The sequence below is a fragment of the Streptomyces xingningensis genome (assembly GCF_054957865.1).
In genome coordinates this window covers 1-23,789 of sequence record NZ_JBDJPF010000079.1, presented here as the reverse complement: position 1 = coordinate 23,789, position 23,789 = coordinate 1, and the positions used below count along the sequence as shown (strand labels likewise).

The 23,789-nt window shown below is 71.2% G+C and carries 26 protein-coding genes and 1 pseudogene; 10 read left to right on the top strand and 17 right to left on the bottom strand.

The features are described 5' to 3' along the window. The first annotated feature begins 507 nt into the window (after positions 1-507). Genes ABCR83_RS29110 through ABCR83_RS29100 form a run of 3 tightly spaced genes read left to right on the top strand, consistent with a single transcriptional unit; the run spans position 508 to position 2,242 of the window. On the top strand, positions 508-675 hold the full coding sequence (locus tag ABCR83_RS29110; protein ID WP_462698210.1) for a hypothetical protein: 168 nt from the start codon (positions 508-510) through the stop codon (positions 673-675). 2 nt (positions 676-677) lie between these two features. Continuing rightward, the gene (locus tag ABCR83_RS29105) at positions 678-872 is read left to right on the top strand and encodes a helix-turn-helix transcriptional regulator (protein WP_462698209.1); all 195 of its coding nucleotides are present in this window, start codon (positions 678-680) and stop codon (positions 870-872) included. Next, entirely contained in the window at positions 872-2,242 is a 1,371-nt protein-coding gene (locus ABCR83_RS29100) for a tyrosine-type recombinase/integrase (RefSeq protein ID WP_462698208.1), read from the top strand. Before ABCR83_RS29105 ends, ABCR83_RS29100 begins: the two co-directional genes overlap by 1 nt. A gap of 87 nt (positions 2,243-2,329) precedes the next feature. On the opposite strand, the gene ABCR83_RS29095 is transcribed toward ABCR83_RS29100, so the two are convergent. Together ABCR83_RS29095 and exaC are read right to left on the bottom strand one after the other, a co-directional pair. Continuing rightward, positions 2,330-3,484 carry a caspase family protein gene (locus ABCR83_RS29095; protein WP_462698207.1) on the bottom strand — a complete coding sequence of 385 codons (1,155 nt, stop codon included), beginning with the start codon at positions 3,482-3,484 and terminating at the stop codon, positions 2,330-2,332. Positions 3,485-4,257: 773 nt separating this feature from the next. Beyond that, on the bottom strand, positions 4,258-5,781 hold the full coding sequence (exaC, locus tag ABCR83_RS29090) for an acetaldehyde dehydrogenase ExaC (RefSeq protein ID WP_462698206.1): 1,524 nt from the start codon (positions 5,779-5,781) through the stop codon (positions 4,258-4,260). A gap of 149 nt (positions 5,782-5,930) precedes the next feature. Here exaC and ABCR83_RS29085 point away from each other — a divergent pair, with 149 nt between their 5' ends. Then, positions 5,931-6,185, top strand: coding sequence for a holin (locus ABCR83_RS29085; RefSeq protein ID WP_462698205.1), 255 nt, complete (start codon positions 5,931-5,933; stop codon positions 6,183-6,185). Here ABCR83_RS29085 and aceE read toward each other — a convergent pair. Beyond that, a complete protein-coding gene (aceE, locus tag ABCR83_RS29080) occupies positions 6,167-8,884 on the bottom strand; it encodes a pyruvate dehydrogenase (acetyl-transferring), homodimeric type (RefSeq protein WP_462698204.1) in 2,718 nt (905 codons plus the stop codon). The two genes, ABCR83_RS29085 and aceE, sit on opposite strands and share 19 nt — an antisense overlap. Positions 8,885-9,221: 337 nt before the next feature. Here aceE and ABCR83_RS29075 point away from each other — a divergent pair, with 337 nt between their 5' ends. Next, complete coding sequence (locus tag ABCR83_RS29075; RefSeq protein WP_462698203.1) at positions 9,222-9,938, top strand: hypothetical protein; 717 nt, start codon at positions 9,222-9,224, stop codon at positions 9,936-9,938. A gap of 237 nt (positions 9,939-10,175) precedes the next feature. On the opposite strand, the gene ABCR83_RS29070 is transcribed toward ABCR83_RS29075, so the two are convergent. After that, positions 10,176-10,352, bottom strand: a complete 177-nt coding sequence (locus ABCR83_RS29070) for a zf-HC2 domain-containing protein (protein WP_462698202.1) — start codon at positions 10,350-10,352, stop codon at positions 10,176-10,178. A gap of 49 nt (positions 10,353-10,401) precedes the next feature. Between ABCR83_RS29070 and ABCR83_RS29065 the strand changes: the two genes are divergently transcribed. Beyond that, positions 10,402-10,989: a sigma-70 family RNA polymerase sigma factor gene (locus ABCR83_RS29065; protein WP_462698201.1), complete on the top strand. Its 588-nt coding sequence runs from the start codon at positions 10,402-10,404 to the stop codon at positions 10,987-10,989. Positions 10,990-11,035: 46 nt separating this feature from the next. Here the strand turns inward: ABCR83_RS29065 and ABCR83_RS29060 are convergent, their stop codons facing one another. From ABCR83_RS29060 to ABCR83_RS29045, 4 genes are all read right to left on the bottom strand, one after another. After that, a complete protein-coding gene (locus ABCR83_RS29060; protein ID WP_462698200.1) occupies positions 11,036-11,350 on the bottom strand; it encodes a hypothetical protein in 315 nt (104 codons plus the stop codon). 67 nt (positions 11,351-11,417) lie between these two features. Further along, entirely contained in the window at positions 11,418-11,912 is a 495-nt protein-coding gene (locus ABCR83_RS29055) for a copper chaperone PCu(A)C (protein WP_462698199.1), read from the bottom strand. Beyond that, complete coding sequence (locus tag ABCR83_RS29050) at positions 11,909-14,254, bottom strand: heavy metal translocating P-type ATPase (protein WP_462698198.1); 2,346 nt, start codon at positions 14,252-14,254, stop codon at positions 11,909-11,911. Before ABCR83_RS29050 ends, ABCR83_RS29055 begins: the two co-directional genes overlap by 4 nt. Continuing rightward, complete coding sequence (locus ABCR83_RS29045; protein ID WP_462698197.1) at positions 14,254-14,463, bottom strand: hypothetical protein; 210 nt, start codon at positions 14,461-14,463, stop codon at positions 14,254-14,256. Before ABCR83_RS29045 ends, ABCR83_RS29050 begins: the two co-directional genes overlap by 1 nt. 231 nt (positions 14,464-14,694) lie before the next feature. On the opposite strand from ABCR83_RS29045, the gene ABCR83_RS29040 reads away from it, so the two are divergent. The 3 genes from ABCR83_RS29040 (at position 14,695) to ABCR83_RS29030 (ending at position 17,346) form a co-directional block, all read left to right on the top strand. Further along, positions 14,695-15,930 (top strand): cytochrome P450 family protein, encoded by a 1,236-nt coding sequence (locus ABCR83_RS29040; protein ID WP_462698196.1) that lies wholly within the window; start codon positions 14,695-14,697, stop codon positions 15,928-15,930. Further along, the gene (locus ABCR83_RS29035) at positions 15,923-16,843 is read left to right on the top strand and encodes an L-tyrosine/L-tryptophan isonitrile synthase family protein (protein WP_462698195.1); all 921 of its coding nucleotides are present in this window, start codon (positions 15,923-15,925) and stop codon (positions 16,841-16,843) included. The genes ABCR83_RS29040 and ABCR83_RS29035 overlap by 8 nt, the downstream gene beginning before the upstream one ends. 203 nt (positions 16,844-17,046) lie before the next feature. Then, the gene (locus ABCR83_RS29030; protein ID WP_462698194.1) at positions 17,047-17,346 is read left to right on the top strand and encodes a hypothetical protein; all 300 of its coding nucleotides are present in this window, start codon (positions 17,047-17,049) and stop codon (positions 17,344-17,346) included. A gap of 40 nt (positions 17,347-17,386) precedes the next feature. Here the strand turns inward: ABCR83_RS29030 and ABCR83_RS29025 are convergent, their stop codons facing one another. Genes ABCR83_RS29025 through ABCR83_RS29005 form a run of 5 tightly spaced genes read right to left on the bottom strand, consistent with a single transcriptional unit; the run spans position 17,387 to position 20,920 of the window. Beyond that, positions 17,387-17,848: an N-acetyltransferase family protein gene (locus ABCR83_RS29025; protein WP_462698193.1), complete on the bottom strand. Its 462-nt coding sequence runs from the start codon at positions 17,846-17,848 to the stop codon at positions 17,387-17,389. Beyond that, positions 17,845-18,672: an ABC transporter ATP-binding protein gene (locus ABCR83_RS29020; protein ID WP_462698192.1), complete on the bottom strand. Its 828-nt coding sequence runs from the start codon at positions 18,670-18,672 to the stop codon at positions 17,845-17,847. The genes ABCR83_RS29025 and ABCR83_RS29020 overlap by 4 nt, the downstream gene beginning before the upstream one ends. After that, positions 18,669-19,718: a FecCD family ABC transporter permease gene (locus tag ABCR83_RS29015; protein ID WP_462698191.1), complete on the bottom strand. Its 1,050-nt coding sequence runs from the start codon at positions 19,716-19,718 to the stop codon at positions 18,669-18,671. Before ABCR83_RS29015 ends, ABCR83_RS29020 begins: the two co-directional genes overlap by 4 nt. 6 nt (positions 19,719-19,724) lie before the next feature. Continuing rightward, positions 19,725-20,783, bottom strand: a complete 1,059-nt coding sequence (locus ABCR83_RS29010; protein ID WP_462698190.1) for an ABC transporter substrate-binding protein — start codon at positions 20,781-20,783, stop codon at positions 19,725-19,727. Further along, positions 20,783-20,920 carry a hypothetical protein gene (locus tag ABCR83_RS29005; protein WP_462698189.1) on the bottom strand — a complete coding sequence of 46 codons (138 nt, stop codon included), beginning with the start codon at positions 20,918-20,920 and terminating at the stop codon, positions 20,783-20,785. Before ABCR83_RS29005 ends, ABCR83_RS29010 begins: the two co-directional genes overlap by 1 nt. Between ABCR83_RS29005 and ABCR83_RS29000 the strand changes: the two genes are divergently transcribed. Beyond that, positions 20,919-21,650, top strand: coding sequence for a PIG-L deacetylase family protein (locus tag ABCR83_RS29000; RefSeq protein WP_462698188.1), 732 nt, complete (start codon positions 20,919-20,921; stop codon positions 21,648-21,650). The two genes, ABCR83_RS29005 and ABCR83_RS29000, sit on opposite strands and share 2 nt — an antisense overlap. Positions 21,651-21,671: 21 nt before the next feature. Here ABCR83_RS29000 and dhaM read toward each other — a convergent pair whose 3' ends face one another. From dhaM to ABCR83_RS28980, 4 genes and pseudogenes are all read right to left on the bottom strand, one after another. After that, on the bottom strand, positions 21,672-22,100 hold the full coding sequence (gene dhaM / locus ABCR83_RS28995; protein ID WP_462698211.1) for a dihydroxyacetone kinase phosphoryl donor subunit DhaM: 429 nt from the start codon (positions 22,098-22,100) through the stop codon (positions 21,672-21,674). Positions 22,101-22,142: 42 nt separating this feature from the next. Next, positions 22,143-22,772: pseudogene (gene dhaL / locus ABCR83_RS28990) on the bottom strand (dihydroxyacetone kinase subunit DhaL); the annotation flags it as partial. Between the two features lie 162 nt (positions 22,773-22,934). Further along, positions 22,935-23,315, bottom strand: a complete 381-nt coding sequence (locus tag ABCR83_RS28985; protein ID WP_462698187.1) for a PIN domain-containing protein — start codon at positions 23,313-23,315, stop codon at positions 22,935-22,937. Beyond that, positions 23,315-23,602: a hypothetical protein gene (locus ABCR83_RS28980; protein ID WP_462698186.1), complete on the bottom strand. Its 288-nt coding sequence runs from the start codon at positions 23,600-23,602 to the stop codon at positions 23,315-23,317. The genes ABCR83_RS28985 and ABCR83_RS28980 overlap by 1 nt, the downstream gene beginning before the upstream one ends. Between the last annotated feature and the right edge of the window lie 187 nt (positions 23,603-23,789).

The following is a 23,789-nucleotide window of genomic DNA, read 5'->3' as shown; positions in this document are numbered from 1 at the left end:
AGCCAAAAGGTCCTGGCTGCATAACCAAGGACTCTACGTTTTCAGGGGATTGACATCGGCATCGACGTCGACGACTCCCAACGCCAGCCTGATGGCAACCGCTCACGCCTCTACCGCCTCACCTCACCAGAGAGGCGCTGCATTCCAGCACCCGGAGCACCCGCAGCACCCGAAACAGCACCTGACCTGCAACGTTCTCCGGGTGCTGACACCGACCGCAGCACCCGCACCAGCACCCGCAGCACCCGCAAGCCCGCCGCGCCGGGTGCTGCGGGCGCTGCACCGGGTGCTGCAACTTCGCCAGCACCCGCACCGGCCACCCCACCCGACCAGCGCATTTCCACCCCTCCGGGTGCTGCGGGTGCTCCGGGCGCTGCAATGCAGCACCTCTCGGATGCCACCACCCCCTGCGAGGTCTGCAGCCTCCCACTCCCGGACTTCGCCATCGAGGCCGGCGACCGCACACACACCACGTGCGACCCCACCCGCATCCCCAGGAGCTGACCCATGCGCATCCGCCTCCACGGCACCGAAGACGAATGCCGCCGCACCGCCGACCGCATAGCCCGCGTCCTGGACGTCCTCGACACCAGCCGCCCCTACCCCGACCGCCCGCCGAGCCACCTCGTCCGCATCTACCTCACCGTCAACCCGCCTGCCGCAGAGGAGGCCTGACCTTGCCCCGCGCCCGCGAACCCCGCCTGAAACTCACCGACGTCCTCGAAGAACTCGACATCTCCCGAGCCGCCTTCTACCGCATGCGCGCCCGCGGCAAGGCCCCCAAGTGCAGCAAGCTGCCCAACGGCCACCTGCGCTTCCGCCGCGCCGACCTCGACGCCTGGTGGGCGGGATGCGAGGAGACCAACCGCTGATGGGCATGAGCTACCGAGTCCGATTCTGGGACATCCGGGAGCGTTCCGGCCGCCGAAGTCCTTTCGAAGTGAGGTGGACGGTCAACGGACGTGAGAGTTCCGAGTCATTCATCACCATCGGTCTTGCGGAGAGCCGCCGTTCCAAGCTCATGACGGCGGCGCGAGAAGGGGAGCCCTTCGACGAGACCTCAGGGTTGCCGGCGTCCGAACTGCGCACGCTCAAGCAGCGCACCACCTGGTACCAGCACGCCCACGACTACATCGAGCAGAAGTGGGACCACACACCTGGCAACACCCGCCGCACCTTGGCTGATGCTCTGGCAACGGTGACGCCGGCGTTGACGAAACCGGGCCCAGGACAGCCGGATCCCCGTGTTCTGCGCCGGGCTCTCTACAGCTGGGCATTCAACAAGAACATGTGGAAGACCCAGCCGCCCGAAGAGTGGCTCGAAGCACTGCACTGGGCTGAGCAGCATTCCCTCCCTCTGAGCTCACTCGATGATCCAATCGTCCTACGGCAAGTGCTCCACGCCTTAACACGCAAGCTCGACGGGCAACCAGCCGCTGCCAAAACCGCTCTGCGAAAGCGAGCCACGCTCAGCGACGTCTTAGGCTTCGCCGTTGAGAAGGGCTACTTCGCAGTCAACCCTGTGCTGAGGACGAAATGGCAGGCGCCGAGGGCGACCGAAGAAGTCGATCCGGAGTGCGTGGCGAACCCGCTGCAAGTGGCGCAGTTACTCGAGGCTGTCCGCCGTCAACGCGGCCGAGGACCGCACCTCGAGGCCTTCTTCGGCTGCATGTACTACGCCGCGATGCGCCCCGCCGAGGTCATCAGGCTGGGTCTCTCGCAGTGCCACCTGCCGGAGACAGGCTGGGGGACACTCACCTTGCGCGGCGGTGTCGTACTCGCCGGGCGGGAGTGGACAGACAACGGCCAAGCGCACGAAGTGCATTCGCTCAAGCGGCGAGCACCGAAGGAGATACGCACCGTTCCGATACCGCCGGAGTTCGTCGAAAAACTCCGCTCCCACATCGATCAGTACGGAACTGCCCCGGACGGGCGTCTTTTCCGCAGCGAGAAGGAGCTGTACGTCCAGCACGCCGCGTACAACAGGACCTGGAAGAGGGCACGCGAGCTGGCGCTTGCCGAGCCGGAGCGGTCCTCGCTGCTGGCCAGACGCCCGTACGACCTTCGGCACGCGGGAATTTCGTTCTGGCTCCACTCTGGTGTGGATCCAGCGGAGTGCGCCCGACGCGCTGGCCACAGCATGGCGGTGATGTTCCGGGTCTATGCCAAGGTCCTCGCGGAAGGCCAAGAGCGGGCGAACAAGCGGATCGAGGAGGCCATGAAGGAGTGGAACAACAGGTGATGCCATGCTCGTACGGCACGGATCTGCTGCGCTGGTGGCGCTTTCTTCTTTGCACTTTGCAAGTCGATGCAGTAGGCCTCGGCTTGATCAGGCTTCATGCGAAGGGTGATAGGGCGGGTTTCTGCCGAGGGCGACGGTGCCCGCATTGGTGATGTGGAGTCGAGTACTCAGGACGGGCATCGGGAAGCGCTGCATGGCAAGCCGTGATTTTAGCTCTGCGTGGATTGTGTCCAGGTCGAGAAACTGGGGGCCGTCGATGATGCCTGCTTCCAGGATGGCGCTCAATGTGTCCGTCATGCCGGGTGCTCCGTCAGGTCCGTCGAGGAATGCCGCACCATACGGGCCGGTGGAGGCGAGCACGATCGTGCTCGCCTCCATCATGGCCGTTCCCGAGAGTGGCCCCATCGCCTCTACCGCGCGGCCCGAGTAGCAGCAGTCGAGAACGACGACCTTCCGGTGCGCCTTGCTTGCCGCAAGCTTATTGCGCAAGACGGAGTAGGGCAGCGCGGTGAGCTCGACCGTGCCCTGGCCTGCCCTGGTGTCTGGCTCAGCGAGCAGCAACTCACCATTCGACGACAGCAGGCCGTGTCCGGCTAGATAGAGGAAAAGGACGTCCCGCGCGCGCGAGCAGGCATCGCTCACTGCCTCGAAAATCCGACCCCGGTCCTGGTCGAGCAGCACTGTGACGTGATCAGGTCTCGGAAACGACCCCCAGTCGGGTCGTGTCATTGCCGTGTGGAGTCTGCGCATTCCCCTTGCGACGCCCGGTAGCCCTGGAAGCTGTGGGTCGCGGAAGTCGGCGGCTCCGATGAAGAGGGCGCGAGACCGCGCCGGATCGGGCATGGGGTGAGGTAGTCCGCTTCCGCCAGGACCGGCGACATGTTGGTCTCGGCCGGCCTGAAAGGCCCGCATGTCATTATTCATCGTGGAATATGCGGTCCCGGAGTCTCCCGTATCTGATGGCGCGGTCGGCTGAAGTGCTTCGGCCAGGTTGATCGAAAGCCGATGTGCGTCGTAGGTCGCCATCCATCGTGTGCAGAGCCTGTCGCACCATTCGTCCTCGTCAATCCGGCGTGCCTGCTTCGCCATCAGCTCGACCACATCGAAAAAGATGGTTCTGTTAGGTAGACGAGGCTGGGTGAACAGCTGGTGAATGGTCGAGCGGCCTACCTTGAGCTGCTTCGCCAGGACCGTTGCGCTCGGCCATCCTGCCAGCGCGTGCAGGCAGTGAAGATCCGTCATCAAGTCGTGGAGCGGGCCAGGCTCAAGGCCGGAAGGGAACCGGAGTCTGGGCATCGTCGACCTCCGCCTGTCCGCCATCGTCCGCGAACGTCCATATGCAGTATGCGCCGTCCGTTCTCGGCTGCGCGTGTCATCGCTCGTATTCAGCGCCGTGATCTTGGGTTGACGCTGGTCTGAGAGGTCGGCACGGGGCTGGCCCGTTCAGTGGAGGGAGACATAGGTGAGCCGTCGCGGAGACGAGGAGAAGGACAGGTGGTGGCGCAGGCTCGGTGTGATCGGCTCGTTCGTCGACGCTGCGGCCCGCATCGCCGAGCTGCTCATCCGCCGGTGACCGAGCGGACCGTGGTCTTGGAGGTTGGGACCGGATCGGTCCCAACCTCCGAGCTCTCCTGATAGGTACGGGCAGGTAGTTGAGTGAGCGTCCAGCACTCGCGCCGAGCAACTCTTAGGCAGCAGCCAGTTGTCCGTGTTGCGGTGGTGGTCAAGCCCGAGGCGTCGAACTCGTCGAGGTGTCGCCCTTGACATCTCCAAGGTGCCGTAGTGCTTGGGAGATTGGGCGCCATCGAGCAGGAGTGCTCGTCGACGAGTGGGCCTCCGCAGCGATACCCCGACTTGGCCCGTGACTGGCCCGGAGACGCTGGTCAGGAACGGTATTCACGTGAGACAGAGTGAGACATAGGCCGCATGGCGGGCGGCCTTGGCTGGCACGGCCTTCCGCGGAGCGAAGGGCCGCTGAGCGCCATACGCGCAGCTCAGCGGCCCTCCCAACTCCCCTAGAACAGCCCCAGCTTCTGTGCCGAGTAGCTCACCAGCAGGTTCTTCGTCTGCTGGTAGTGATCCAGCATCATCTTGTGCCCCTCCCGCCCGATTCCCGACTGCTTGTAGCCGCCGAAGGCGGCATGCGCCGGGTAGGCGTGGTAGCAGTTGGTCCAGACCCGGCCCGCCTGGATGGCGCGGCCGGCCCGGTAGGCCGTGGTGCCGTCGCGGGTCCAGACGCCTGCGCCCAGGCCGTAGAGGGTGTCATTGGCGAGGGTGATGGCGTCGTCGAAGTCCGTGAAGGAGGTGACGGCGACGACCGGCCCGAAGATCTCCTCCTGGAAGATCCGCATCCGGTTGCTGCCCTCGAAGATGGTCGGCTCGACGTAGTAGCCGCCGCCGAGTTCGCCGCCGAGGTGGGCCCGGGAGCCGCCGGTGAGGATGCGGGCGCCCTCCTGCTTGCCGATGTCGAGGTAGGACAGGATCTTCTCCAGCTGGTCGTTGGAGGCCTGGGCGCCGATCATCGTACCGGTGTCCAGGGGGTGGCCCGGGACGATGGCTTCCGTGCGGGCGATGGCGGCTTCCAGGAAGGCGGCGTAGTGGCCGCGTTGGATGAGGGCGCGGGACGGACAGGTGCAGACCTCGCCCTGGTTGAGGGCGAACATGGTGAAGCCCTCGAGAGCCTTGTCGAGGAAGTCGTCGTCGGCGGCGGAGACGTCGTCGAAGAAGATGTTGGGGCTCTTGCCGCCGAGTTCGAGGGTGACGGGCTTCAGGTTCTCGGACGCGTACTGCATGATCAGGCGGCCGGTGGTGGTCTCACCGGTGAAGGCGATCTTGGCGACCCGGGGGCTGGCGGCGAGCGGCTTGCCGGCCTCCACGCCAAAGCCGTTGACGATGTTGACCACCCCCGGCGGGAGCAGGTCGGCGACCAGTTCCAGCCAGACGTGAAGGGAGACGGGGGTCTGCTCGGCGGGCTTGAGGACGACGGCATTGCCGGCGGCCAGGGCCGGGGCGAGCTTCCAGGCCGCCATCAGGATGGGGAAGTTCCACGGGATGATCTGGGCGACCACACCCAGCGGTTCGTGGAAGTGGTAGGCGACGGTGTCCTCGTCGAGCTCGGAGAGGCTGCCCTCCTGGGCCCGGATGGCCCCGGCGAAGTAGCGGAAGTGGTCGATGGCGAGCGGGATGTCGGCGGCCAGGGCCTCGCGGACGGGCTTGCCGTTCTCCCAGGACTCGGCGACTGCCAGGGCCTCGAGATGCTGTTCCATGCGGTCGGCGATGCGGTTGAGGACCGCCGCGCGCTCCGTGGGGGAGGTGCGGGACCAGGAGGGGAAGGCGGCGTGGGCGGCGTCCAGGGCGCGCTCGACGTCTTCGGCGGTGCCGCGCGCGACCTCGGTGAAGGCCTGGCCGTTCACCGGGGTCGGGTTCTCGAAGTAGCGCCCCCGCGCCGGGGGTATGTACTCACCGCCGATCCAGTGGTCGTAGCGCGGGCGGAAGGAGACGACCGCGTCGGAGGAGCCGGGGGCGGCGTATCGGGTCATGGTGACGGCCTCCTGGGACACTGCCGCCCGCTCCGTCGCGGGCGGCGACGGCAAGTGGCTACCCAGGGACCGGTGGTCCAAGCCCTGCCTATGTGGTGTACACATCAGGCGAATGTCTGTATGCCCGCATCGCGAAGGATGGAAGAGCCATGAACAAGAAGGTGCTTGTCGACATAGCCGAGCGCACCATCGCCGCGTACGTGACCACCTTTCTCGGCCTGATCATCGCCGATGGGTTCGACCTGACCAGCGTCTCCGCGCTCAAGGCCGCCGCCATCGCGGCCCTGCCGGCCGCCCTCTCGGTGATCAAGGGGGCGATCGGCAGGTATATGGGCGACAAGAACAGCGCGGCCTGGCTGCCGGGCCGGAGCGCGGCGGAGCAGCCTCAGGCGTCCAAGCCGTAGCGCCGCGCGGCCGCCGCGACCGTGGCCGGTTTGACCTCGCCGCGGCGGGCCAGGGCCGCCAGCGCGGCGACGGTGACCGACTGCGGGTCGACGCCGAAGTGCCGGCGGGCCGCTTCCCGGGTGTCGGAGAGACCGAACCCATCGGTGCCAATGGACGTCCAGTCCTGCTCGACCCAGGGGGCGATCTGATCCGGAACCGCCCGCATCCAGTCGCTGACGGCCACCACCGGTCCCGGCGCACCGTGCAACACCCGGGTCACATAAGGCACTCGGTCCTCGCCCCGCAGGCGCGCCGCGTCGCAGGACAAGGCGTCGCGGCGCAGCTCGGTCCAGGACGGGGCGGACCAGACATCGGCGGCCACACCCCAGTCCTCGGCCAGCAACCGCTGGGCGTCCAGCGCCCAGTGGATGGCCGTGCCGGAGGCCAGCAGCTGCAGGCGCGGGGCGTCGGCGGACGGGGCGTCGGCCTCGCGGTAGCGGTAGAGGCCCTTGAGGATGCCCTCCTCCACGCCGGCCGGCATGGGCGGCTGGACCTTGGGCTCGTTGTAGACGGTGAGGTAGTAGAAGACGTCCTCGGGGCTCGGCCCGTACATGCGGCGCAGGCCCTCGCGGACGATGACCGCAACCTCATAGGCGAAGGCCGGGTCGTAGCTCAGCGCCGCCGGGTTGGTGGAGGCGATCACGTGCGAGTGGCCGTCGGCGTGCTGGAGCCCCTCGCCGGTCATGGTGGTACGGCCTGCGGTGGCGCCGATGACAAAGCCCCGCCCCAACTGGTCGGCCAGTGCCCAGAATTGGTCGGCGGTGCGCTGCCAGCCGAACATGGAGTAGAAGATATAGAACGGGATCATCGGCTCGCCATGGGTGGCGTAGGAGGTGGCAGCGGCCGTGAAGTCGGCCAGCGAACCCGCTTCCGTGATGCCCTCGTTGAGGATCTGGCCGTCCCTGGACTCCTTGTAGTAGAGGAGCTGGTCACGGTCGACCGGGTCATAGGTCTGGCCGGCCGGTGAGTAGAGCCCGGCCGAGGGGAAGAGCGACTCCATGCCGAAGGTACGGGCCTCGTCGGGGACCACGGGCACCCAGCGCCTGCCGGTCTCCTTCTCCCGCATCAGGTCCTTGACCAGGCGGACGAAGGCCATGGTGGTGGCGATCTCCTGCCGCCCCGAGCCCTTGTGGAGCGCCTCGAACGGCTTCGCCGAGGGCATCGGCAGCGGCTTGGCGACCACCTTGCGGGCGGGGGCCGGGCCGCCCAGCGCCGCCCGGCGCTCGCGCAGATAGCGCACCTCGGGGGAGCCGGTGCCGGGGTGCGCGTAGGGCACCAGCTCGCCGTCCAGCTCGCGGTCCGGGATGGGCAGGTCCAGCAGGTCCCGCATCGCGCGGAACTCCTTGCCGGTCAGCTTCTTCATCTGGTGGTTGGCGTTGCGGGATTCGAAGCCCGGGCCGAGGGTGTAGCCCTTGACCGTCTGCACCAGGATCACGGTGGGCGCGCCCCGGTGCTCGACGGCGGCCCGGTAGGCGGCGTACACCTTGCGCGGCTCATGGCCCGCGCGGGAGGTGCGGAAGAGCTCCAGCAGGGCGGCGTCGCCCAGCCCGGCGCCGATGGCGCGGAGTTCGGGGGAGGTGCCGAAGAAGTGGTCGCGGACATAGCCCGCGTCCCGGGTGGCATAGGTCTGGAACTGGGCGTCCGGCACCTCGCGCAGCCTGCGGACCAGGGCCCCGTCGGCGTCCTGGGCGAAGACCTTGTCCCAGGCGGTGCCCCACAGGGACTTCACCACATGCCAGCCGGCGGCGCGGAACTGCGCCTCCAGCTCCTGCACGATCTTGAAGTTGGGGCGGACCGGGCCGTCCAGGCGCTGCAGATTGCAGTTGATGACAAAGGTGAGGTTGTCCAGCCGCTCACGGCCGGCCAGGGCGAGGGCGGCGGTCGACTCCGGCTCGTCCATCTCGCCGTCGCCGAGGAAGGCCCAGACCCGGGAACGTGAGGTGTCCTTGATTCCCCGGTGCTCCAGATAGCGGTTGAAGCGGGCCTGGTAGATCGCGGAGAGCGGGCCCAGCCCCATGGAGACGGTGGGGAACTCCCACAGCCAGGGCAGTCGGCGCGGATGGGGGTAGGACGGCAGGCCGTCGCCGGCCGCCTCCTGCCGGAAGCGGTCCAACTGGCCCTCGCTCAGGCGTCCTTCGAGGAAGGCCCGGGCGTAGATGCCGGGGGAGGCGTGCCCCTGGATATAGAGCTGGTCGCCCGAGTTGTCCGCCTCCTTGCCGTGGAAGAAGTGCTGGAAGCCGGTCTCGTAGAGCCAGGCGGCCGAGGCGAAGGTCGCCATATGGCCGCCGAGCCCGGCGCGTTGATTGCCGCGGGTGACCATCGCGGCGGCGTTCCAGCGGTTCCAGGCGGTGATCCGGCGCTCCAGCTCCTCGTCGCCGGGATAGGCCGGTTCGTCGGCGGTCGGAATCGTATTGAGGTAGGGGGTCTCCAGCAGTGGCGGAAGGTCCAGTCCCGTCCGCTCGGCGTGTTCGGCCGTCCTGCGGAGCAGATGTGCCGCCCGGTGCGGCCCTCCGAAACGGGCGGCGGCGTCCAGGGACTCGCGCCACTCGGCGACCTCGGACGGGTCGGATTCGGGCAATTGGTCGAGCTGGGACACGGGCGGCTCCCCTTTCGCGTTCCCGGATGGGCGGAACCTCCTTGTTCCGTCCAGCGGAACCATGGTTCCGCGATCGATGATCGATCATTCGAGGGCCGGGGTCAAGACCGGAATCCGGCCTTTCACACGGGGTGTGCGATGCCGCACCCGTTCTCGTCCCCCGCACACGCTCCCCGGCCGGCCCGGTGCGCGGAAGACTGGCTTCTGCGAGTCCCAACTGGCGCGACGGGACCGGGCCGCCGGCCCTCCCCCGAGTCGGCGGCCCGCCGCCCCGTACCGCCGGGCGGACGGTACGGGGCGGAGCCCTGCGCCCTTCGGGGGGCGCAGGGGGCCTGTTTTGGGGTGGTCACGCACACCCCGCCGTCGCGCCGCCGGGGGCGGGTGCAACGATGTGCACGTCATGAGAACAGGGCAGCGGACGGGGCAGGTACCGAGGGCGCTGCGGGCCGCGGTGTTCGCAGCGGTCTGTGTGCTGCTCGCGGCCCTGGGGCACGCGGTGATGTCCGGGACGCACGTTCCGTGGTGGGCCGTGGCCGTGGCACTGTCCGGCACGGGCGGCTGTGCCTGGTTCCTGGCGGGGCGCGAACGCGGGCCGCTGCTGATCACGCTCGCCACGGTGGGCGCGCAGACCGCACTGCACTTCTTCTTCACGATCGCGCAGACGGTCGCGCGGAACGCCGCGCAGGGCATGCCCGCCGGGAACACGCACCAGACGCCCATGGACCCGGGCCGGGTGCTGTGCGGCCCGGCGGGGATGGCCATGAGGCATGCCATGCCCGGCGCGGGCGGCACCGGCGGTTCCATGGACGCCATGCCCATGCATGCCATGCACGTCGGTCATGGCGCCCTCGGCATGTGGTCGGCACACCTCGTGGTGGCGCTCGTCTGCGGCATCTGGCTGTCCGGCGGCGAACAGGCCGCCTTCCGGCTCGGCCGGGCGGTGGGCGCCCGGCTCTTCGCCCCGCTGCTGGTGCTCTTCCACGATGCCGTGCCGTGGTCCGGGCCGCCGCGCATCCGGGCCGGCTCCTCGCGCGCCGCGCAGCGGCTGCGGCAGCTGCTGTATGCGCATGTCCTCGCCACCCGTGGTCCGCCGCCGGCCCGGGTCGCCGTCTGCTGAGCCCGCGAGTCCCATGTCCTGATCGAGTCCCGTGTCCGATCAGGGGGTCCGCCGGGGCCGCCGACGGTGGCCGGTCAGGCCGTGTTCCGTCACCGGGCCCGCCCGTGCGGTGCGCGCGCAGTGCGCGCGCGGCGCGACCGGGCGCCCGGATCCCAGGAAGGACCCAGGGTGATGACCCCTGCCTGTTCCCAGGATGTGCCCCTCCGGCATGTCCCACCGGCCATGGATCCCAAGGATTCAGCCGATGTCCAGACCCGCCGCGAGGACCCTGAGCCGGTGTGCCCGCTCCTGCCAGCGGCGGCATTCGGCGCAGTCCCGCAGATGCGCGTCCAGCGCCGCGTCGGTGATGCCCGGCGGCGGCTCCTCGTCGTCGACGCGGGCGGATATGGCGGTATGAGCCTCACAGCAGTGCACCCCGCCATGGTCTCCGGCACCCCGCGCGCCCGTGGCACCGGGGGCCGCCGTGCGTGACGACGAGACGGTGACCGCCTGGGCGCTGGCGGCCCGCGGCGGTGACGCCGACGCGGTGGAGCGCTTCATCCGTGCCACCCAGAGCGACGTCCGGCGCTATGTCGCCCGGCTGAGCAACGACCCCCAAGGGGCGGACGACCTCCTCCAGGAGACCTATCTGCGTGCGCTGCGTGCGCTGCCGCGCTTCGAGGGCCGTTCCTCCGCCCGGACCTGGCTGCTGTCGATCGCCCGCCGTACGGTCGTGGACCGGCTGCGCTTCAACGCGGCCCGCCCCCGGCTGTCGGACACCGACGACTGGCAGACGGCGGCGGAACGCGCCCAGGCCGCGGAGCTGCCGGGCTTCGACGAAGGAGTGGCCCTCTCGCAGCTGCTCGACCGGCTGCCCGGTGAACGCCGGGAGGCGTTTGTGCTCACCCAGCTGCTCGGTCTGCCATACGCGGAGGCCGCACTGGTGGTGGGCTGCCCGGTCGGCACCGTGCGCTCACGGGTGGCGCGGGCGCGGGAGGCGCTGATCGGGCAGCTGGAGACTGCCGAGCGGGCCGCGTCCGCTGCGCGCGTACTGGTCGGCGCGGCCGGATAGGGCGGGCGGGCCGCCGGACACCCGGCGGCCCGCCGTCCGGCCGTCCCTACCGGCCCGTCACCGGGCCGTCGATACGGAAGGTGCTGCCGTTGCGGATACCGAGGCGGGCGCGCAGCTGGACCCGGCGCGCGGTGTCCGGCAGCGTCAGGTCCTTGCCCGACTCCGCGAGGCGCGTTCGCTGCTGCATGCGGTAGCGGAAGTAGACGTTGATCCGGTGCGGGCCGGACCGCACGGTGACCGTCTGGCTGCCCCACTCCGCCGGACGCTCGGTGCCATCGATCTCGATGAACGGGCGGGTGAGCAGGTGGTGGAACCAGGCGGTGAAGGGGGCCGGGCGGATGGAGAACAGCACGGTGGTCACCCGGGAAGTCGATCACGGGTGGCGGGCCGCCGCCAGGGCCTTGACCGGACCTTGACGCCGGTGCCGGTCAACTCCGGAGCAGCGCCGCGCTGCCCGCCCGGACGACCTCCGCCTGGGTCCGTACCGTGCCGCTCCGGCGGAAGGTCAGGACGAGGGGGAGCCGGTCGCCGACCCTGAGGCGGGGCGGGGCGGAGACCATGATGTCGAGGTCGTGGGGGGACATCGTCAGCGAGCCATGGGCCGGTACGGTCACGGAGGCGGCCATCTCCATATGGCTCGCGCCCCTCCTGGTGACCGTGCGGCTGAGCATGGCACCGCCCGCCGACGGCGCCGCCACGGCGACGAGTTCGTCGTCCTGGTCGCCGTCGTTGGCCAGCCGGAGGAACGCGGCGGTGTCATCGGTGCCGAAGGGCACGAGCACCCGGGCGTCCGCCACCGACACGGCCGCCGGGCGGCCCGCCGCACCGGAGGCCGCCCAGGCGCCGAGGGCGCCCAGGGTCACGGCGCACGCGGCGACCGGGACCAGGGCCGCCCGTGCGGTGCGCAGCAGAGAGTCCTTCATCGGCCGTTCTTCCTTCCGGGCGTGCCGGGCGTGCCGGGCGTGCCGGGCGTGGTCCTGCCGCGGCGGGCGGGCACCGGCTGCCAGCCGCGCAGCCGCAGGCTGTTGCCCACGACCAGCAGCGAACTGGCGGACATGGCCGCGGCCGCGAGCATGGGGTTGAGCAGTCCGACCGCGGCGAGCGGCACGGTGACCAGGTTGTAGCCGAAGGCCCAGACGAGGTTGGCGCGCACGGTCACCGAGGTGCGGCGGGCCAGCCGCACCGCGTCCGCGAGGGCGCCCATGTCCTCGCGGACCAGGGTGACATCGGCCGCGCCGATGGCCGCGTCGGTGCCGCTGCCCGTGGCGATGCCCAGGTCCGCTCCGGCCAGCGCGGCGGTGTCGTTGACACCGTCGCCGATGACGGCGACGCGGTGTCCCCGCTCGCGGAGGCGGTGGACGAGCGCCGCCTTGTCCTCGGGGGTGGCCCGGGCATGCACCTCGGTGATGCCCAGCTCGGCGGCGACGGCGCCGGCGGCGGCCGCGCTGTCGCCGGTGGCGAGCACCGGCCGCAGGCCGAGCCGCTTGAGGTGGTCGACGGCACGGTAGGAGCCGGAGCGCACCGTGTCGCCGAGGACGAGCACGGCCTCGGCCGTGCCGTCGATCCGCACCAGCACCGCGGTGCGGCCGTCCCGCTCCGCGTCGCGAACCGCCGTGTCCAGTACGGACGGCAGGCCCGGGCCGGCCCCGGACTTCCGCGGCTGCTGCGACGGTGCCTGCGGCGCGTCCGGGCGGACAACCTCCACCCGCCGTCCCTCGACGGTCCCGGCCACGCCCTGCCCCGCGGTGGCGGTGAAGTCCGCCACCTCCGGCAGCCCGGCACCCGCGCCGGCCGGCGCCCGGCGCGCGTGGGCGCACACGGCGCGGCCCACCGGGTGCTCCGAGCCCGTCTCGACCGCCGCGGCCAGCCGCAGCGCGGCCTCGGCGCCGGGCCCACCTGGCCGGGCCACCACCTCGGTGACCACCATCGACCCCGTTGTCAGCGTGCCCGTCTTGTCCAGGACCACCGTGTCGACCCGCCGCAGCCCCTCGAGCGCCTGCGGTCCGCTGACCAGGATGCCCAGGCCGGCGCCCCGGCCGGTGGCGGCCAGCAGGGCGGTGGGGGTGGCCAGCCCCAGCGCGCAGGGGCAGGCGACGACGAGCACCGCGACCGCCGCGGTGACCGCCGCCTGCGGGCTCGCGCCCGCGCCGAGCCAGAAGCCGAGGACGGTGACGGCGACCGTGAGGACAGCCGGGACGAAGACGCCCGCCACCGCATCGGCGATCCGCTGTACCCGGGCCTTGCCCGCCTGTGCGTCCTCCACCAGCCGGGCGATGCGGGCGAGTTGGGTGTCCGCGCCGACCGCCTCGGCCCGTACCTCCAGCAGGCCGCCGGAGTTGACGGCGCCGCCGATCACGGCCGAGCCCGGCCCGGCCTCCACCGGCGCGCTCTCGCCCGTCACCAGGGAGAGGTCCAGGGCCGAACTGCCCGCCACCACCGTGCCGTCGGTGGCGACGCGTTCCCCGGGGCGCACCACGAAGTGGTCGCCGACCCGCAACCGCTCGATGGGGATGCGGTGTTCGGCACCGTCCGTCCGCACCACCACGTCCTTGGCGGCGAGCGAGGCCAGGGCCCGCAGCGCGGAGCCGGTGCCCTGGCGGGCCCGCGACTCCAGCAGCCTGCCCGCCAGCACGAACAGCGGTACGCCGACCACCGCCTCCAGGTAGACATCCGCCGTGCCGCCCATCACGGAGGGCGTCAGCGAGAAGGGCATCCGCATGCCCGGTTCCCCGGCACCGCCAAAGAACAGCGCGTACACCGACCAGGAGTACGAGGCCAGTACGCCCAGCGAGACCAGGGTGTCCATGGTCGCCGTCGAATGCCGCAGCCCGCGCAGGGCCCGCTGGTGGAAGGGCCAGGAGCCCCAGGCCGCGACCGGGGTGGCGAGGACGAAGCACAGCCACTGCCAGTTGCGGAACTGCAGGGCGGGAACCATGGACAGGACCAGCACCGGCACCGACAGCGCCGCGGTGATCAGCAGCCGGGTCCGGGCGGGCGCGTCCTCGGCGGTGTCCGGCCGGTCCGTCCGCTCCGGCTCCGGCAGTGCCGCGGTATAGCCCGCGCCCTCCACCACGGCCATCAGCTCACCGGGGGTCACGGTGGCCGGGTGGCTGACGCGCGCCCGGCCGGTGGCGAGGTTGACGCTGGCGCGCACCCCGTCCAGCCGCCCGAGCTTCTTCTCCACCCGGGCCACGCAGGCGGCGCAGGTCATGCCGCCGACGATCAGCTCGGTCTGGGCGGTGCTCGCTGCCGTCGTGGTGCTCATCAGCGGCCCATCCCCGGCATGCCGTCCATGCCACCGCCGCTGCCGCCGGAGCCGGTTCCGGACCCGGAGCCGCCGCCGGTGCGGTGCATCCCGGGGGAGACGGGGCCGGCCAGGGACCCGGCGGCGTACGCGACGCCGAAGAACGCGGCCAGCAGCAGGACGAAGCCGATCAGTGCTGCGTACGGTCTGAGGGGGTGACGTGCGGTCATCGTCGCATCGTGGCATGGTTCGGCTTGCGATCGGCAACCCGCGCCCCCTGCGCGGCGCGTGAGGATTGTCCCTTTCGCCACCGGGAACCAGCGGCCCCGCCCGGCCGACTACCTGGAGATGACGGATGGGCTTCCCAAGGACTCCCCAAGGCCCGTACAAATGCCCGGGAACTCACCCTCGGTGCCATCCGACTTCCTCAGGGTCCACGACGTCCCGAGGAGACCGCCACCGTGCCGCTGCCCGACCCCGTCCCTCTCTCCGGCCCCGAGTACAAGCGTGATCCCTACCCGCTGTACGCGCGGATGCGCGAGGCGGGCCCGATCCACCGGGTGCTGTTCCCCAGCGGGGTCACCGCCTGGCTGGTCACCGGCCATGCTGCCGCCCAGCGCACCCTGGCGGACCCCCGCCTCGGCAAGAACCACGCGCTCGGCAACGACCGCTGGCGGGCCCGTGCCTCGATCATGCCCGAACCACAGCACTCACAGCTCCAGGTCCACCTCCTCCACCAGGACCCGCCCCGGCACACCGCCATGCGCCGGCTGATCACCGATGCCTTCGCCCCGCGCCGCGTCGAGGAACTGCGGCCCCGCTTCCAGGAGATGGCGGACGCGCTGCTGGACGAAGTGCCGCAGGTCGCGGACACCGCCGACCTGGTGCGCTGCTTCGCCGCCCGCTTCCCCTTCCAGGTCCTCGCCGAGGTCATCGGGCTGCCCCCGCACCTCGCGGCCCGCTTCCGGCGGGAATGGGGCGGCGTGGTGGCACCCGTCGGCCCGGAGGACCCCGGGCGCCCCGCCTACGAGGAGCTGCTGCACGGACTCCAGGGCTACATCGCCGATGTGGTGGCCGACCCCGGCGACGGGCTGCTGAGCCGCCTGGTCACCGCCCGGGACGAGGGTGAACTGACCCGGCAGGAGCTGGACTCCATGATCTTCCAGCTGCTGGTGGCCGGACAGGAGCCGGTGACCAACCAGATCACCACCGCCCTGGTGTCCCTGTTCCGCCACCCGAAGGCGCTGGCCCGGCTGCGCTCCGAGCCGGAGCTGATGCCGGGCGCGGTCGAGGAACTGCTGCGCCTGGACAGCGCCTTCGAGCTCACCACCTGGCGCTTCCTCGCCGAGGACACCGAACTGCACGGCACCCGCGTCCCGGCCGGCGACTCCGTGATCGTCTCCCTGTGCGCCGCCAACCGCGATCCCCGGCGCTTCCCCGGCCCCGACACGCTCGACCTCGACCGGGCCCAGGGCCCGCACCTGGCCTTCGGCCACGGCAGCCACTTCTGCCCCGGCGCCGCCCTCGCCCGCATCGAACTGCAGGTGGCGCTGGGCACCTTGCTCCGCCGGCTGCCGGGACTGCGGCTCGCCGTGCCCGCTGAGCGGCTGCCCTGGATTCCCGCCGTCCTCGGCCGGGGTACGGCCGAACTGCCCGTCACCTTCGACCGGCCCGGGTGCCCTCGTGACCATGGATGACACCCGCATGCCCGCACCTCCCGAGGCCCGCGTCCTGGGCCTCCTGCTGCCCCACCACCGCACCGTCGGCCCGGCTGCTCCGGATCCCGTGGACCACCCGGAACAGCTGAGCCAGATACGGCAGTTCACGGATGCGGGAGAGCCGGTCCTCTTCACCCTCCCCGGATTTCCCTGCAAGTCACCGAACCCCGCCAAGGTCCTCGGGCACCTCCCGGACGAGGGCGAACGGCTCTCGCTCGCCTTCCTCGACCGCCTCTGCGCCCGGATCGGCGAGATCTACCCGCCGGGGGCGCGGATGGTCATCTGCTCGGACGGTCATATCTTCGGCGACCTCATCAACGTCCCCGACGCCCAAATCGATGCGTACGGGGACACCTTGCGGGGCCTGATCGAAGGTGCGGACCTGCGCCACCTCGACACCTTCGACCTGCGCCAGGTGCACGGGGACCTGCCGTACGACACCAAGCGCGCCCTGGTGACCGACGCCTTCGCGCCGTCGCTCGCGGAGCTGCGGGCGCAGACCCGCGCGGACGAGGAGACGGCCCGCCTCTACCGGGGAATCACCCGCTTCCTGGTCGAGGACACCGCGCACTTCACCGGCTCCCGCTCGGCGCTGCAACGGGCCTGCCGGGAGCGGGCGTACGGGGTCATCGCCCGCAGCCGCGCCTGGGGCGACCTGATCGCCGACTGGTACCCGAGGTCCGTACGGCTGTCCATCCACCCACAGCCGCCGGGCGCCGCCAAGTTCGGCATCCGGCTGCTGGAGCACGGCGACGCATGGGCCACACCGTGGCATGCGGCCGTGCTCCAACAGGCGGACGGTGAGGCCCGGCTGCTGCGCCGGGTGGACGCCGAACGACTGGGCCGGCTGGTGTTGCGGGACGGTCGGCCGAGCCACTACGCGGCGGGGTAGCGGACTGCCCCGCTCTGCCCCTCGGCAGCCACCCTGGCCGCACGGCTCGAGCACGCCGCATCGGCACCGCGCCCGTCAAGCGCAAGTCCGCTCCTGATGCTCCCGGCGAGCCGCCCCTTACCTATTACCGCCGGCGTCGCTGCGGCGAGACCGTGGGGCGGCATTCGCCGAGCCCGGCGGACAACGAACAGGAGCACCCGGTCATGGCCCTCATCGTCACCTTCGACCTCCAGGACGCAGCCGCGGGACAGGAGTTGTACGACACCTGCACCCGCCGGATCACCGGCGGCCGCGACTTCACCTCACCCGCCGACCTGCCCGTGCCCGGGCTGCTCGCCCACATCGCCGGTCCCGTCGGGGGCGGTTGGCGGGTCACCGATGTATGGGAGTCCCCGGAGTCGTTCGGGGCCTTCGCCGAGATCCTGGGCCCGGTCATCGCCGAACTGGGTTACGGGCACCTCCGGCCGGACGTCACACCCGCCCACAACGTCGTCCTCCACTGAGGGTTCGGGGCGTGGCGGGGTAGGGGAGCTGCGCCCCGAGTTACTTCCGGGGCTGCCAGACGTAGCGGACGTCCGGCTCTCGCTCCTCGTTGCACAGCCCGTCCGTTCGCTCGACCGCGATGAAACCGTGCCGTTCATAGAACCGCTGCGCCGATGTGTTGACCTGGAACGTCCACAACACCAGCCCGTCCGGCCGCTGCTGCTTGGCCAGGGACATGAACCGATCGCCCAGCCCCCGCCCACGCCACGCCGGATCAAGATAAAGCTGCTTCAGCTCCGCGCCGTTGAGCACCAAGAGCCCCACCACACTGTCCTCGGTGACCGCTACCCAGGTCTCGTACTGCGGCACAAGCACGCGTGAGAACCAGGCCCGTACCTCGGCATCGTCGTGCGCACGACGCACCGACGGCAGCGCGGCGGTGAAGGAACGCAGCCACACATCGGCCGCGGGGAGCGCGTCGGCGCTGCCCGCACGACGGAGAACAACGGCATCACTGTTCACGGCATGTCCTTCATCCGCACCACCCCATTGCTCCCCTGAACCTCCGACACGTCCACCGCCGCCCGGTGGTCGAAGGCTATCAACGGGTCGCCCGTGAGCGGGTGTTCGATCACCGCGGCCCGGACCCCGAACACCTCCGCCAGCAGCGCCGGGGTCAACACCTCGCGGGGCGCCCCGGAAGCCACCACCGCCCCCTCGTGCAGCACATGCAGCCGGTCGCACACCGAGGCGGCCGCGTTGAGGTCGTGCAGGGACAGCAGGGTCGTCCGGCGCTGGGCGCGCAACAGGGCCAGCAGCTCCACCTGGTGCCGTACGTCCAGATGGTTCGTCGGCTCGTCCAGCACCAGCACCTTCGGGTCCTGGGCGAGCGCGCGGGCCAGCAGCACCCGCTGGCGCTCGCCGCCGGAGAGGGCGGAGAAGCGGCGCCGCCCGGCACCGTCCATGCCCACCTGCCGCAGCGCCGCCGCCACCGCCTCGGCGTCCGTCCGGTCCTCACCGGCGAACGCCCGCTTATAAGGCGTGCGTCCCATCGCGACGACCTCGCGGACCGACAGCTCGAAGTCCGTCCCCCGCTCCTGCGGCAGCGCCGCCACCCGCCGGGCGGACTGGGCGGCGGTCAGCGTACGGACGTCCGTACCGCCCACCAGCACCCGCCCGGCGTGCGGCCGCAGATGCCGGTAGACGGTGCGCAGCACGGTCGACTTGCCGCTGCCGTTCGGCCCGATCAGCCCGGCGATCTCCCCCTCCTCGGCAAGGATGCTCACGCCATGGACGACGGTTCGTCCGCTGAACGCCACGGTCAGGTCTTCGACGGAGGTCCTCATGCCCGCTCCAGGCGCCGGTCCAGCAGATACAGCAGGGTCGGCGCGCCGATCAGCGCGGTGACCACGCCCACCGGCAGCTCCTGGTCGGGCAGCGCGGTCCGGGCGATCAGGTCGACGACCACCAGCAGGGCGGCGCCGAACAGCGCCGACACCGGGAGCAGCCGGCGGTGGTCGCCGCCCACCACCATCCGGCACGCGTGCGGCACCATCAGCCCCACGAAGCCGATGGCCCCGGAGACCGACACCAGGACCCCCGTCAACACGCTGGTGACGACGAACAGTTCACGCCGCAGCCGGGCCACCTCGACGCCGAGGCCGGCCGCTGTCTCGTCGCCCATCAGCAGCGCATTGAGCGCACGGGCGCGGGCCAGCAGCACGATGAAGCCCAGGAGCACGGCCGCGGCGGGCACGCCGAGCGTCGACCACTGTGCCCCGCCGAGGGAGCCCATCAGCCAGAACAGGACGCCATGCGTCTGCTGGTCGTCCCCGGCCTGGAGCACCAGATAGTGGGTGAAGCCGGACAGGAACTGCCCGATCCCCACCCCCGCCAGCACCAGCCGCAGCGGTGAGAAGCCTCCGCCGCGCCGGGCCACGGCCCACACCAGGGCGAAGGAGGCGAGCGCACCGGCGAACGCGGCCGAGGACAGGCCCAGTCCGAGCGCCCCGCCCGCCCCCGCGCCCAGCACGATCGCCGCGACCGCGCCGAGCGAGGCTCCGCTGGAGATGCCCAACAGGTACGGATCCGCCAGCGGGTTGCGGACCAGGGCCTGGACGGCCGTGCCGACCAGGCCCAGGCCCGCGCCCACCACGGCCGCCAGCAGCGCCCGGGGCACCCGCAGCCGCCACACGATCAGGTCCTGGGTGCCCGGCACCGGGGCCTCGCCGGTCACTCCGCGCACCACCGCCGACCACACGTCCCCGAGCGGCACCCGGGTCGAGCCCAGGCACACCGAGGCGACCAGAGCCACCAGCAGGACGATGCCGAGCACGGCCGCGAACAGGCCCGTGCGCGGATCCCGTTGCCCGTCCTTCACCGCGGCGACCACGGCCACCTACTTGACCAGGTCCGGGTGGAGCGTGTGCGCGATCTCGCGGACGGTGTCCGCGCTGCGCACCCCGCCGATCGTGGTGCGCTCGGAGCCGATCCGCAGGAAGCGTCCCTCCTTGACCGCCGTCAGGTCCTTGGTCGCCGGGAAGGACTTGAGGAAGCCGGCCGCCTCGTCGAAGGCCTTGCGGTCGGCCTCTTCGCTGCCCCGGTTGCGGACCGCGAGCTGGATCCAGTCCGGGTTCCCGGCGACCACCTTCTCCCAGTCCACGGGCTTGAAGTCGCCGTCGCAGCCGGCGAACACATTCCGCCCGCCGCCCTCGGTGATCACCGCGTTGGCGACCTGCCGGTTGCACACGGCCATCGGCTGCTTGGTGCCCGCGTCGTAGTCGAAGAGGAAGTATGTCGGCCGCTTGTCCCGCGGTACGGACTTCAGCGCCGCACGCACCTCGCCCGTCTTCTTCCGCATCCCCGCGACCAGTTCGGCGGCCCGCTTCGAGGTGCCGGTCACCCTGCCGAGCTCCTCGATGTCGGCCTCCACCCCGGACAGGTCGGTGCGCGCGGACTTGTTCATCGCCGCGCATGCCGTGGACTTCAGGAAGACGTGCCTGATGCCGGCGGCCTTGAACTCCTCGGGCGTCGGGGCGTCCCCCGTCCTGCCCATGTTCTTCATCGAGGAGAACGAGTCGACATACAGATCGGCGCCCGAGCCCAGCAGCTTCTCCTTCGGTATCACCGTCCTGCCCAGCACCGGCACCTTCGCCGCCTGCCCGGCGAACTGCTGTGGCACCGCGCCCTTGCCGGGCGGAAAGCCGGTACCGGCGATCCGGTCGTCCGCACCCAGCCACAGCAACAGCTCGAGGGCGGAGGCATTGCTGGTGACGATCTTCTTCGGCGCCGAGTCAAAGGCCGTCCGCGCCCCCATGCAGTCCGTGACGCTCACCGGGAAGCCGCTCCGGGCCTGCTCCTCGCCCGTCTTCTCCGCCTCCCCTTCGCCACCGCCGCCGCAAGCCGTCGCCGACAGGGCCACCGCGGCCAGCACACCGCACCACGCACGAGGGCGCATCACAAACACTCCAGGAACTCGTTGTGCACGGACCCGCCGATACGGGCCCGGACCAGGTAGTCGGCCCGCACCGCCGTCCGGTTCCCGGGCAGTGCGATGATCTCGGCACAGACGCCACAACCAAGGGAAACCGCCATGACGGACCAGCTCCAGGAGATGCCCACCGACTGGCACCGCGCCCTCGCGATCGTCGCCCACCCCGACGACCTCGAATACGGCGCCTCCGCCGCCATCGCCGGCTGGCTCGACCAGGGGCGCGAATGCGCCTACCTGCTGGCCACCGTCGGCGAGGCGGGCATCGACACCCTCACCCCGGCGGAGGCCGGACCCCTGCGGGAGCGCGAACAGCGCGAGAGCGCCGCGGCCGTCGGCGTGGACACCGTCGAATTCCTGGACCACCCCGACGGCCTCATCGAATACGGCACCGCACTGCGCCGCGACTTCGCGGCCGCCATCCGCCGCCACCGACCCGAGCTCGTCATCACCCTCAACCACCATGACACCTGGGGCGGTGTCGCCTGGAACACCCCCGACCACCGGGCGGTCGGCCGGGCCGCGCTGGACGCCGTCGCCGACGCGGGCAACCGCTGGATCTTCCCGGAGCTCGCCGACGAGGGCCTGACACCCTGGAACGGGGTGCGCCATGTCGCCGTGGCAGGCTCCCCGCACCCCACCCACGCCGTCGACGCCCGTGCGGGCCTCGACCGGGCCGTGCGCTCGCTGCTCTGCCACCGCACCTATATCGAGGCACTGACGGAGGAGGAGCCGGAGCGCTACTGCCGGTCCTTCCTGGAAGGCAACATGGCGGCCGTCGCCGAGCGGTTCGGCGGACGCCCGGGCGTGGCCTTCGAACTCTTCAGCCGCTGAGCGCCGCCGGAACGTCCGGCGTCAGAGCTTGCGGTGCGTACGGGCGTCGTCCGCCGCGGCCAGCACCGCGACCAGGTCGCCGCCCGCCGAGGCGGTGACGGCGGCCGCGACGGCGCCCTCGACGAAGGGGGCGTCCGCGATATGGGTGTTCCTGAGCTGGTGCCCGGTCAGCAGCTCCCGGACCGTCAGCACCGCGCTGCCCATGTCGCACACCACGACCACGCCCGCCCCTTCGTCGGCCTCCTCGACCGCCTTGCGGATCAGCCCGGCGCTGGTGCCCACCGAGCCGTCGGGCAGGCCGCCGGCCAGGGCGATCGGCGCCGGATCACCCGACCCCACCAGGGCCCTGGCCAGGGCGGCGGTCGAGTCGGCCACCTCGCGGCTGTGCGAGACCAGGACGAGACCGATCCGGGCCGGCCGGTCGTGCTCCGCCGTGGGCTCCCCGGACACCCCCGTCTCCGGCTCCACCGCGCACAACCGCGGGTCGGTGGCCTCGTACAACGCGGTGATCAGCAGCGCGGAGGAGGTCGCCCCCGGATCCTGGTGGCCGATGCTGCGCTCGCCGAGGTAGCTGGCCCGGCCCCGCCGGGCCTGAAGCGGAATGGTCGCCTCCGCGCCCTCCCGGGCCGCCTGCGCCGCGGCGGACAGCGCGTCCGTCACATCGTCGCCGCTCTCCAGGGCGGCGGCAAAGGCATGGGCGGCCGGCTGCAGCGCATCCACCATGGTCTTGTCGCCTGGGGCCGAGTCGCCGAGCCGCCGTACGCTCGCCACGGCGGCGGCCAGCGCATTGCCGAGCGCGGCGGGCTCGACGATCTCCTCCTGGTCGCCCAGCACCTTGCCCATCCGGCGCAGCACCGTCCCGTACAGCGGTCCCGAGGCGCCACCCACGGTGTTGGTCAGATGCACACCAAAGGCGGTCAGCAGTGCCCCCGGCGTGGCCGGAGGCTCGGCGGCCAGGGCCTTGGCGGCGGAGCCGAAGCCGCGCTTGAGGTTGGCGCCGTGGTCGGCGTCGCCGATGGCGGCGTCAAGGTCGGTCAGGTATCCGGCCCGGGCGACGATGACCCGCGTGGCGCGGTCCAGGAAGCGGTGGAAGAAGGCCAGGTCGAGGGGGACGACGGTCATGGGCGGCGGACTCCTTCGCTGATACGGGACCGGCCCGGCTCAGCGTAGTGCCGCACCCTGGCCGGTGGTCCTGAGGACGAGCCCGTCGGCGACGATCGGATCCGAGGTGACCAAGGCCTGCTCGGCGTGGGCATCTGTGTGCAGGTGAGGGCGCCGAGACGATCAGACGGCGAAGAGGCGGAGCTTCACGCCGAGGGCGCCGGCCAGGTGGTTCAGGTCGTCCGGGTCACTGGTGACCACGGCGGCCTGAAGCTGGATCGCCGTGGTGACGACGATCGCGTCCACCACGTCGGACGTGCCCGAAGCACCACATGCGACCCCGGCGGCACGCCCGGTGCGCTGGTCGTCGGGGAGGATGTCACAGCCTTTGAGCACTCGGGAGATCTGGTGCTGTGGTCCGCCGCGCCATGCTTGGGCGAGGACGACCACCGGCACGACGGGGCGGACGCGGGCGGCGGTGAGTTCGTCATGGAGGGCGAGGAAGTCCGGATTGCGGCGCTCTGCGGCCACCAGAGCTCCGGTGTCATAGACGATGGTGCGCACTATCCGGCCGCCTGCCGGGGCTCGTCCTCCAGAAGTCCGGCTTCCATGAGGAACCGGCGGGCGCGCTGTCGCGACTCCTCCGGGAGTTTGTCGTGCTCGCTCTCGTACTCCGCCACCAGCTCCTGGGCGGCAGCCCGGCCCGCGGCGTACAGGGCCGCGGTCCGAGCCTTCTCGACGGCGGCTTCCGCCAGCCAGGCGGACACGGGTTGGCCCTCTTCGGCGGCGGCCGCCTTGATGGTCTCCGCAACCTCGGGCGGGACCGAGATCGACAGCTTTCTTACGGTCACGCCGTCCACGGTAGCGCACAGTAGGAAGGCGTTCCTACCGTTTCCCGGTCTGGACCTGGCCGGTTTTCAATGCTTGCCATCACGTGCGATGTGTGCCTGGATGCCCACGGTGAGTGAGTCGCGGCGGCATCCGGTGTGGGGCTGCTCATGAGATGCGGGTCACTTACGAGGCCGGCTAGTGGGCGCA

Bases quoted from the DNA above. Each gene is read 5' to 3' on its own strand.
- ABCR83_RS29005 (WP_462698189.1), bottom strand. From the start codon at position 20,920: ATGGCGGTTTCCCTTGGTTGTGGCGTCTGTGCCGAGATCATCGCACTG.
- ABCR83_RS29020 (WP_462698192.1), bottom strand. From the start codon at position 18,672: ATGAGGACCTCCGTCGAAGACCTGACCGTGGCGTTCAGCGGACGAACC.
- ABCR83_RS29045 (WP_462698197.1), bottom strand. From the start codon at position 14,463: ATGACCGCACGTCACCCCCTCAGACCGTACGCAGCACTGATCGGCTTC.
- ABCR83_RS29110 (WP_462698210.1), top strand. From the start codon at position 508: ATGCGCATCCGCCTCCACGGCACCGAAGACGAATGCCGCCGCACCGCC.
- exaC (WP_462698206.1), bottom strand. From the start codon at position 5,781: ATGACCCGATACGCCGCCCCCGGCTCCTCCGACGCGGTCGTCTCCTTC.
- ABCR83_RS29030 (WP_462698194.1), top strand. From the start codon at position 17,047: ATGGCCCTCATCGTCACCTTCGACCTCCAGGACGCAGCCGCGGGACAG.
- ABCR83_RS29100 (WP_462698208.1), top strand. From the start codon at position 872: ATGGGCATGAGCTACCGAGTCCGATTCTGGGACATCCGGGAGCGTTCC.
- ABCR83_RS29010 (WP_462698190.1), bottom strand. From the start codon at position 20,783: ATGCGCCCTCGTGCGTGGTGCGGTGTGCTGGCCGCGGTGGCCCTGTCG.
- ABCR83_RS29085 (WP_462698205.1), top strand. From the start codon at position 5,931: ATGAACAAGAAGGTGCTTGTCGACATAGCCGAGCGCACCATCGCCGCG.
- ABCR83_RS29095 (WP_462698207.1), bottom strand. From the start codon at position 3,484: ATGACGGATCTTCACTGCCTGCACGCGCTGGCAGGATGGCCGAGCGCA.
- aceE (WP_462698204.1), bottom strand. From the start codon at position 8,884: ATGGTTCCGCTGGACGGAACAAGGAGGTTCCGCCCATCCGGGAACGCG.
- ABCR83_RS29055 (WP_462698199.1), bottom strand. From the start codon at position 11,912: ATGAAGGACTCTCTGCTGCGCACCGCACGGGCGGCCCTGGTCCCGGTC.
- ABCR83_RS29035 (WP_462698195.1), top strand. From the start codon at position 15,923: ATGGATGACACCCGCATGCCCGCACCTCCCGAGGCCCGCGTCCTGGGC.
- ABCR83_RS29000 (WP_462698188.1), top strand. From the start codon at position 20,919: ATGACGGACCAGCTCCAGGAGATGCCCACCGACTGGCACCGCGCCCTC.
- ABCR83_RS29050 (WP_462698198.1), bottom strand. From the start codon at position 14,254: ATGAGCACCACGACGGCAGCGAGCACCGCCCAGACCGAGCTGATCGTC.
- ABCR83_RS29075 (WP_462698203.1), top strand. From the start codon at position 9,222: ATGAGAACAGGGCAGCGGACGGGGCAGGTACCGAGGGCGCTGCGGGCC.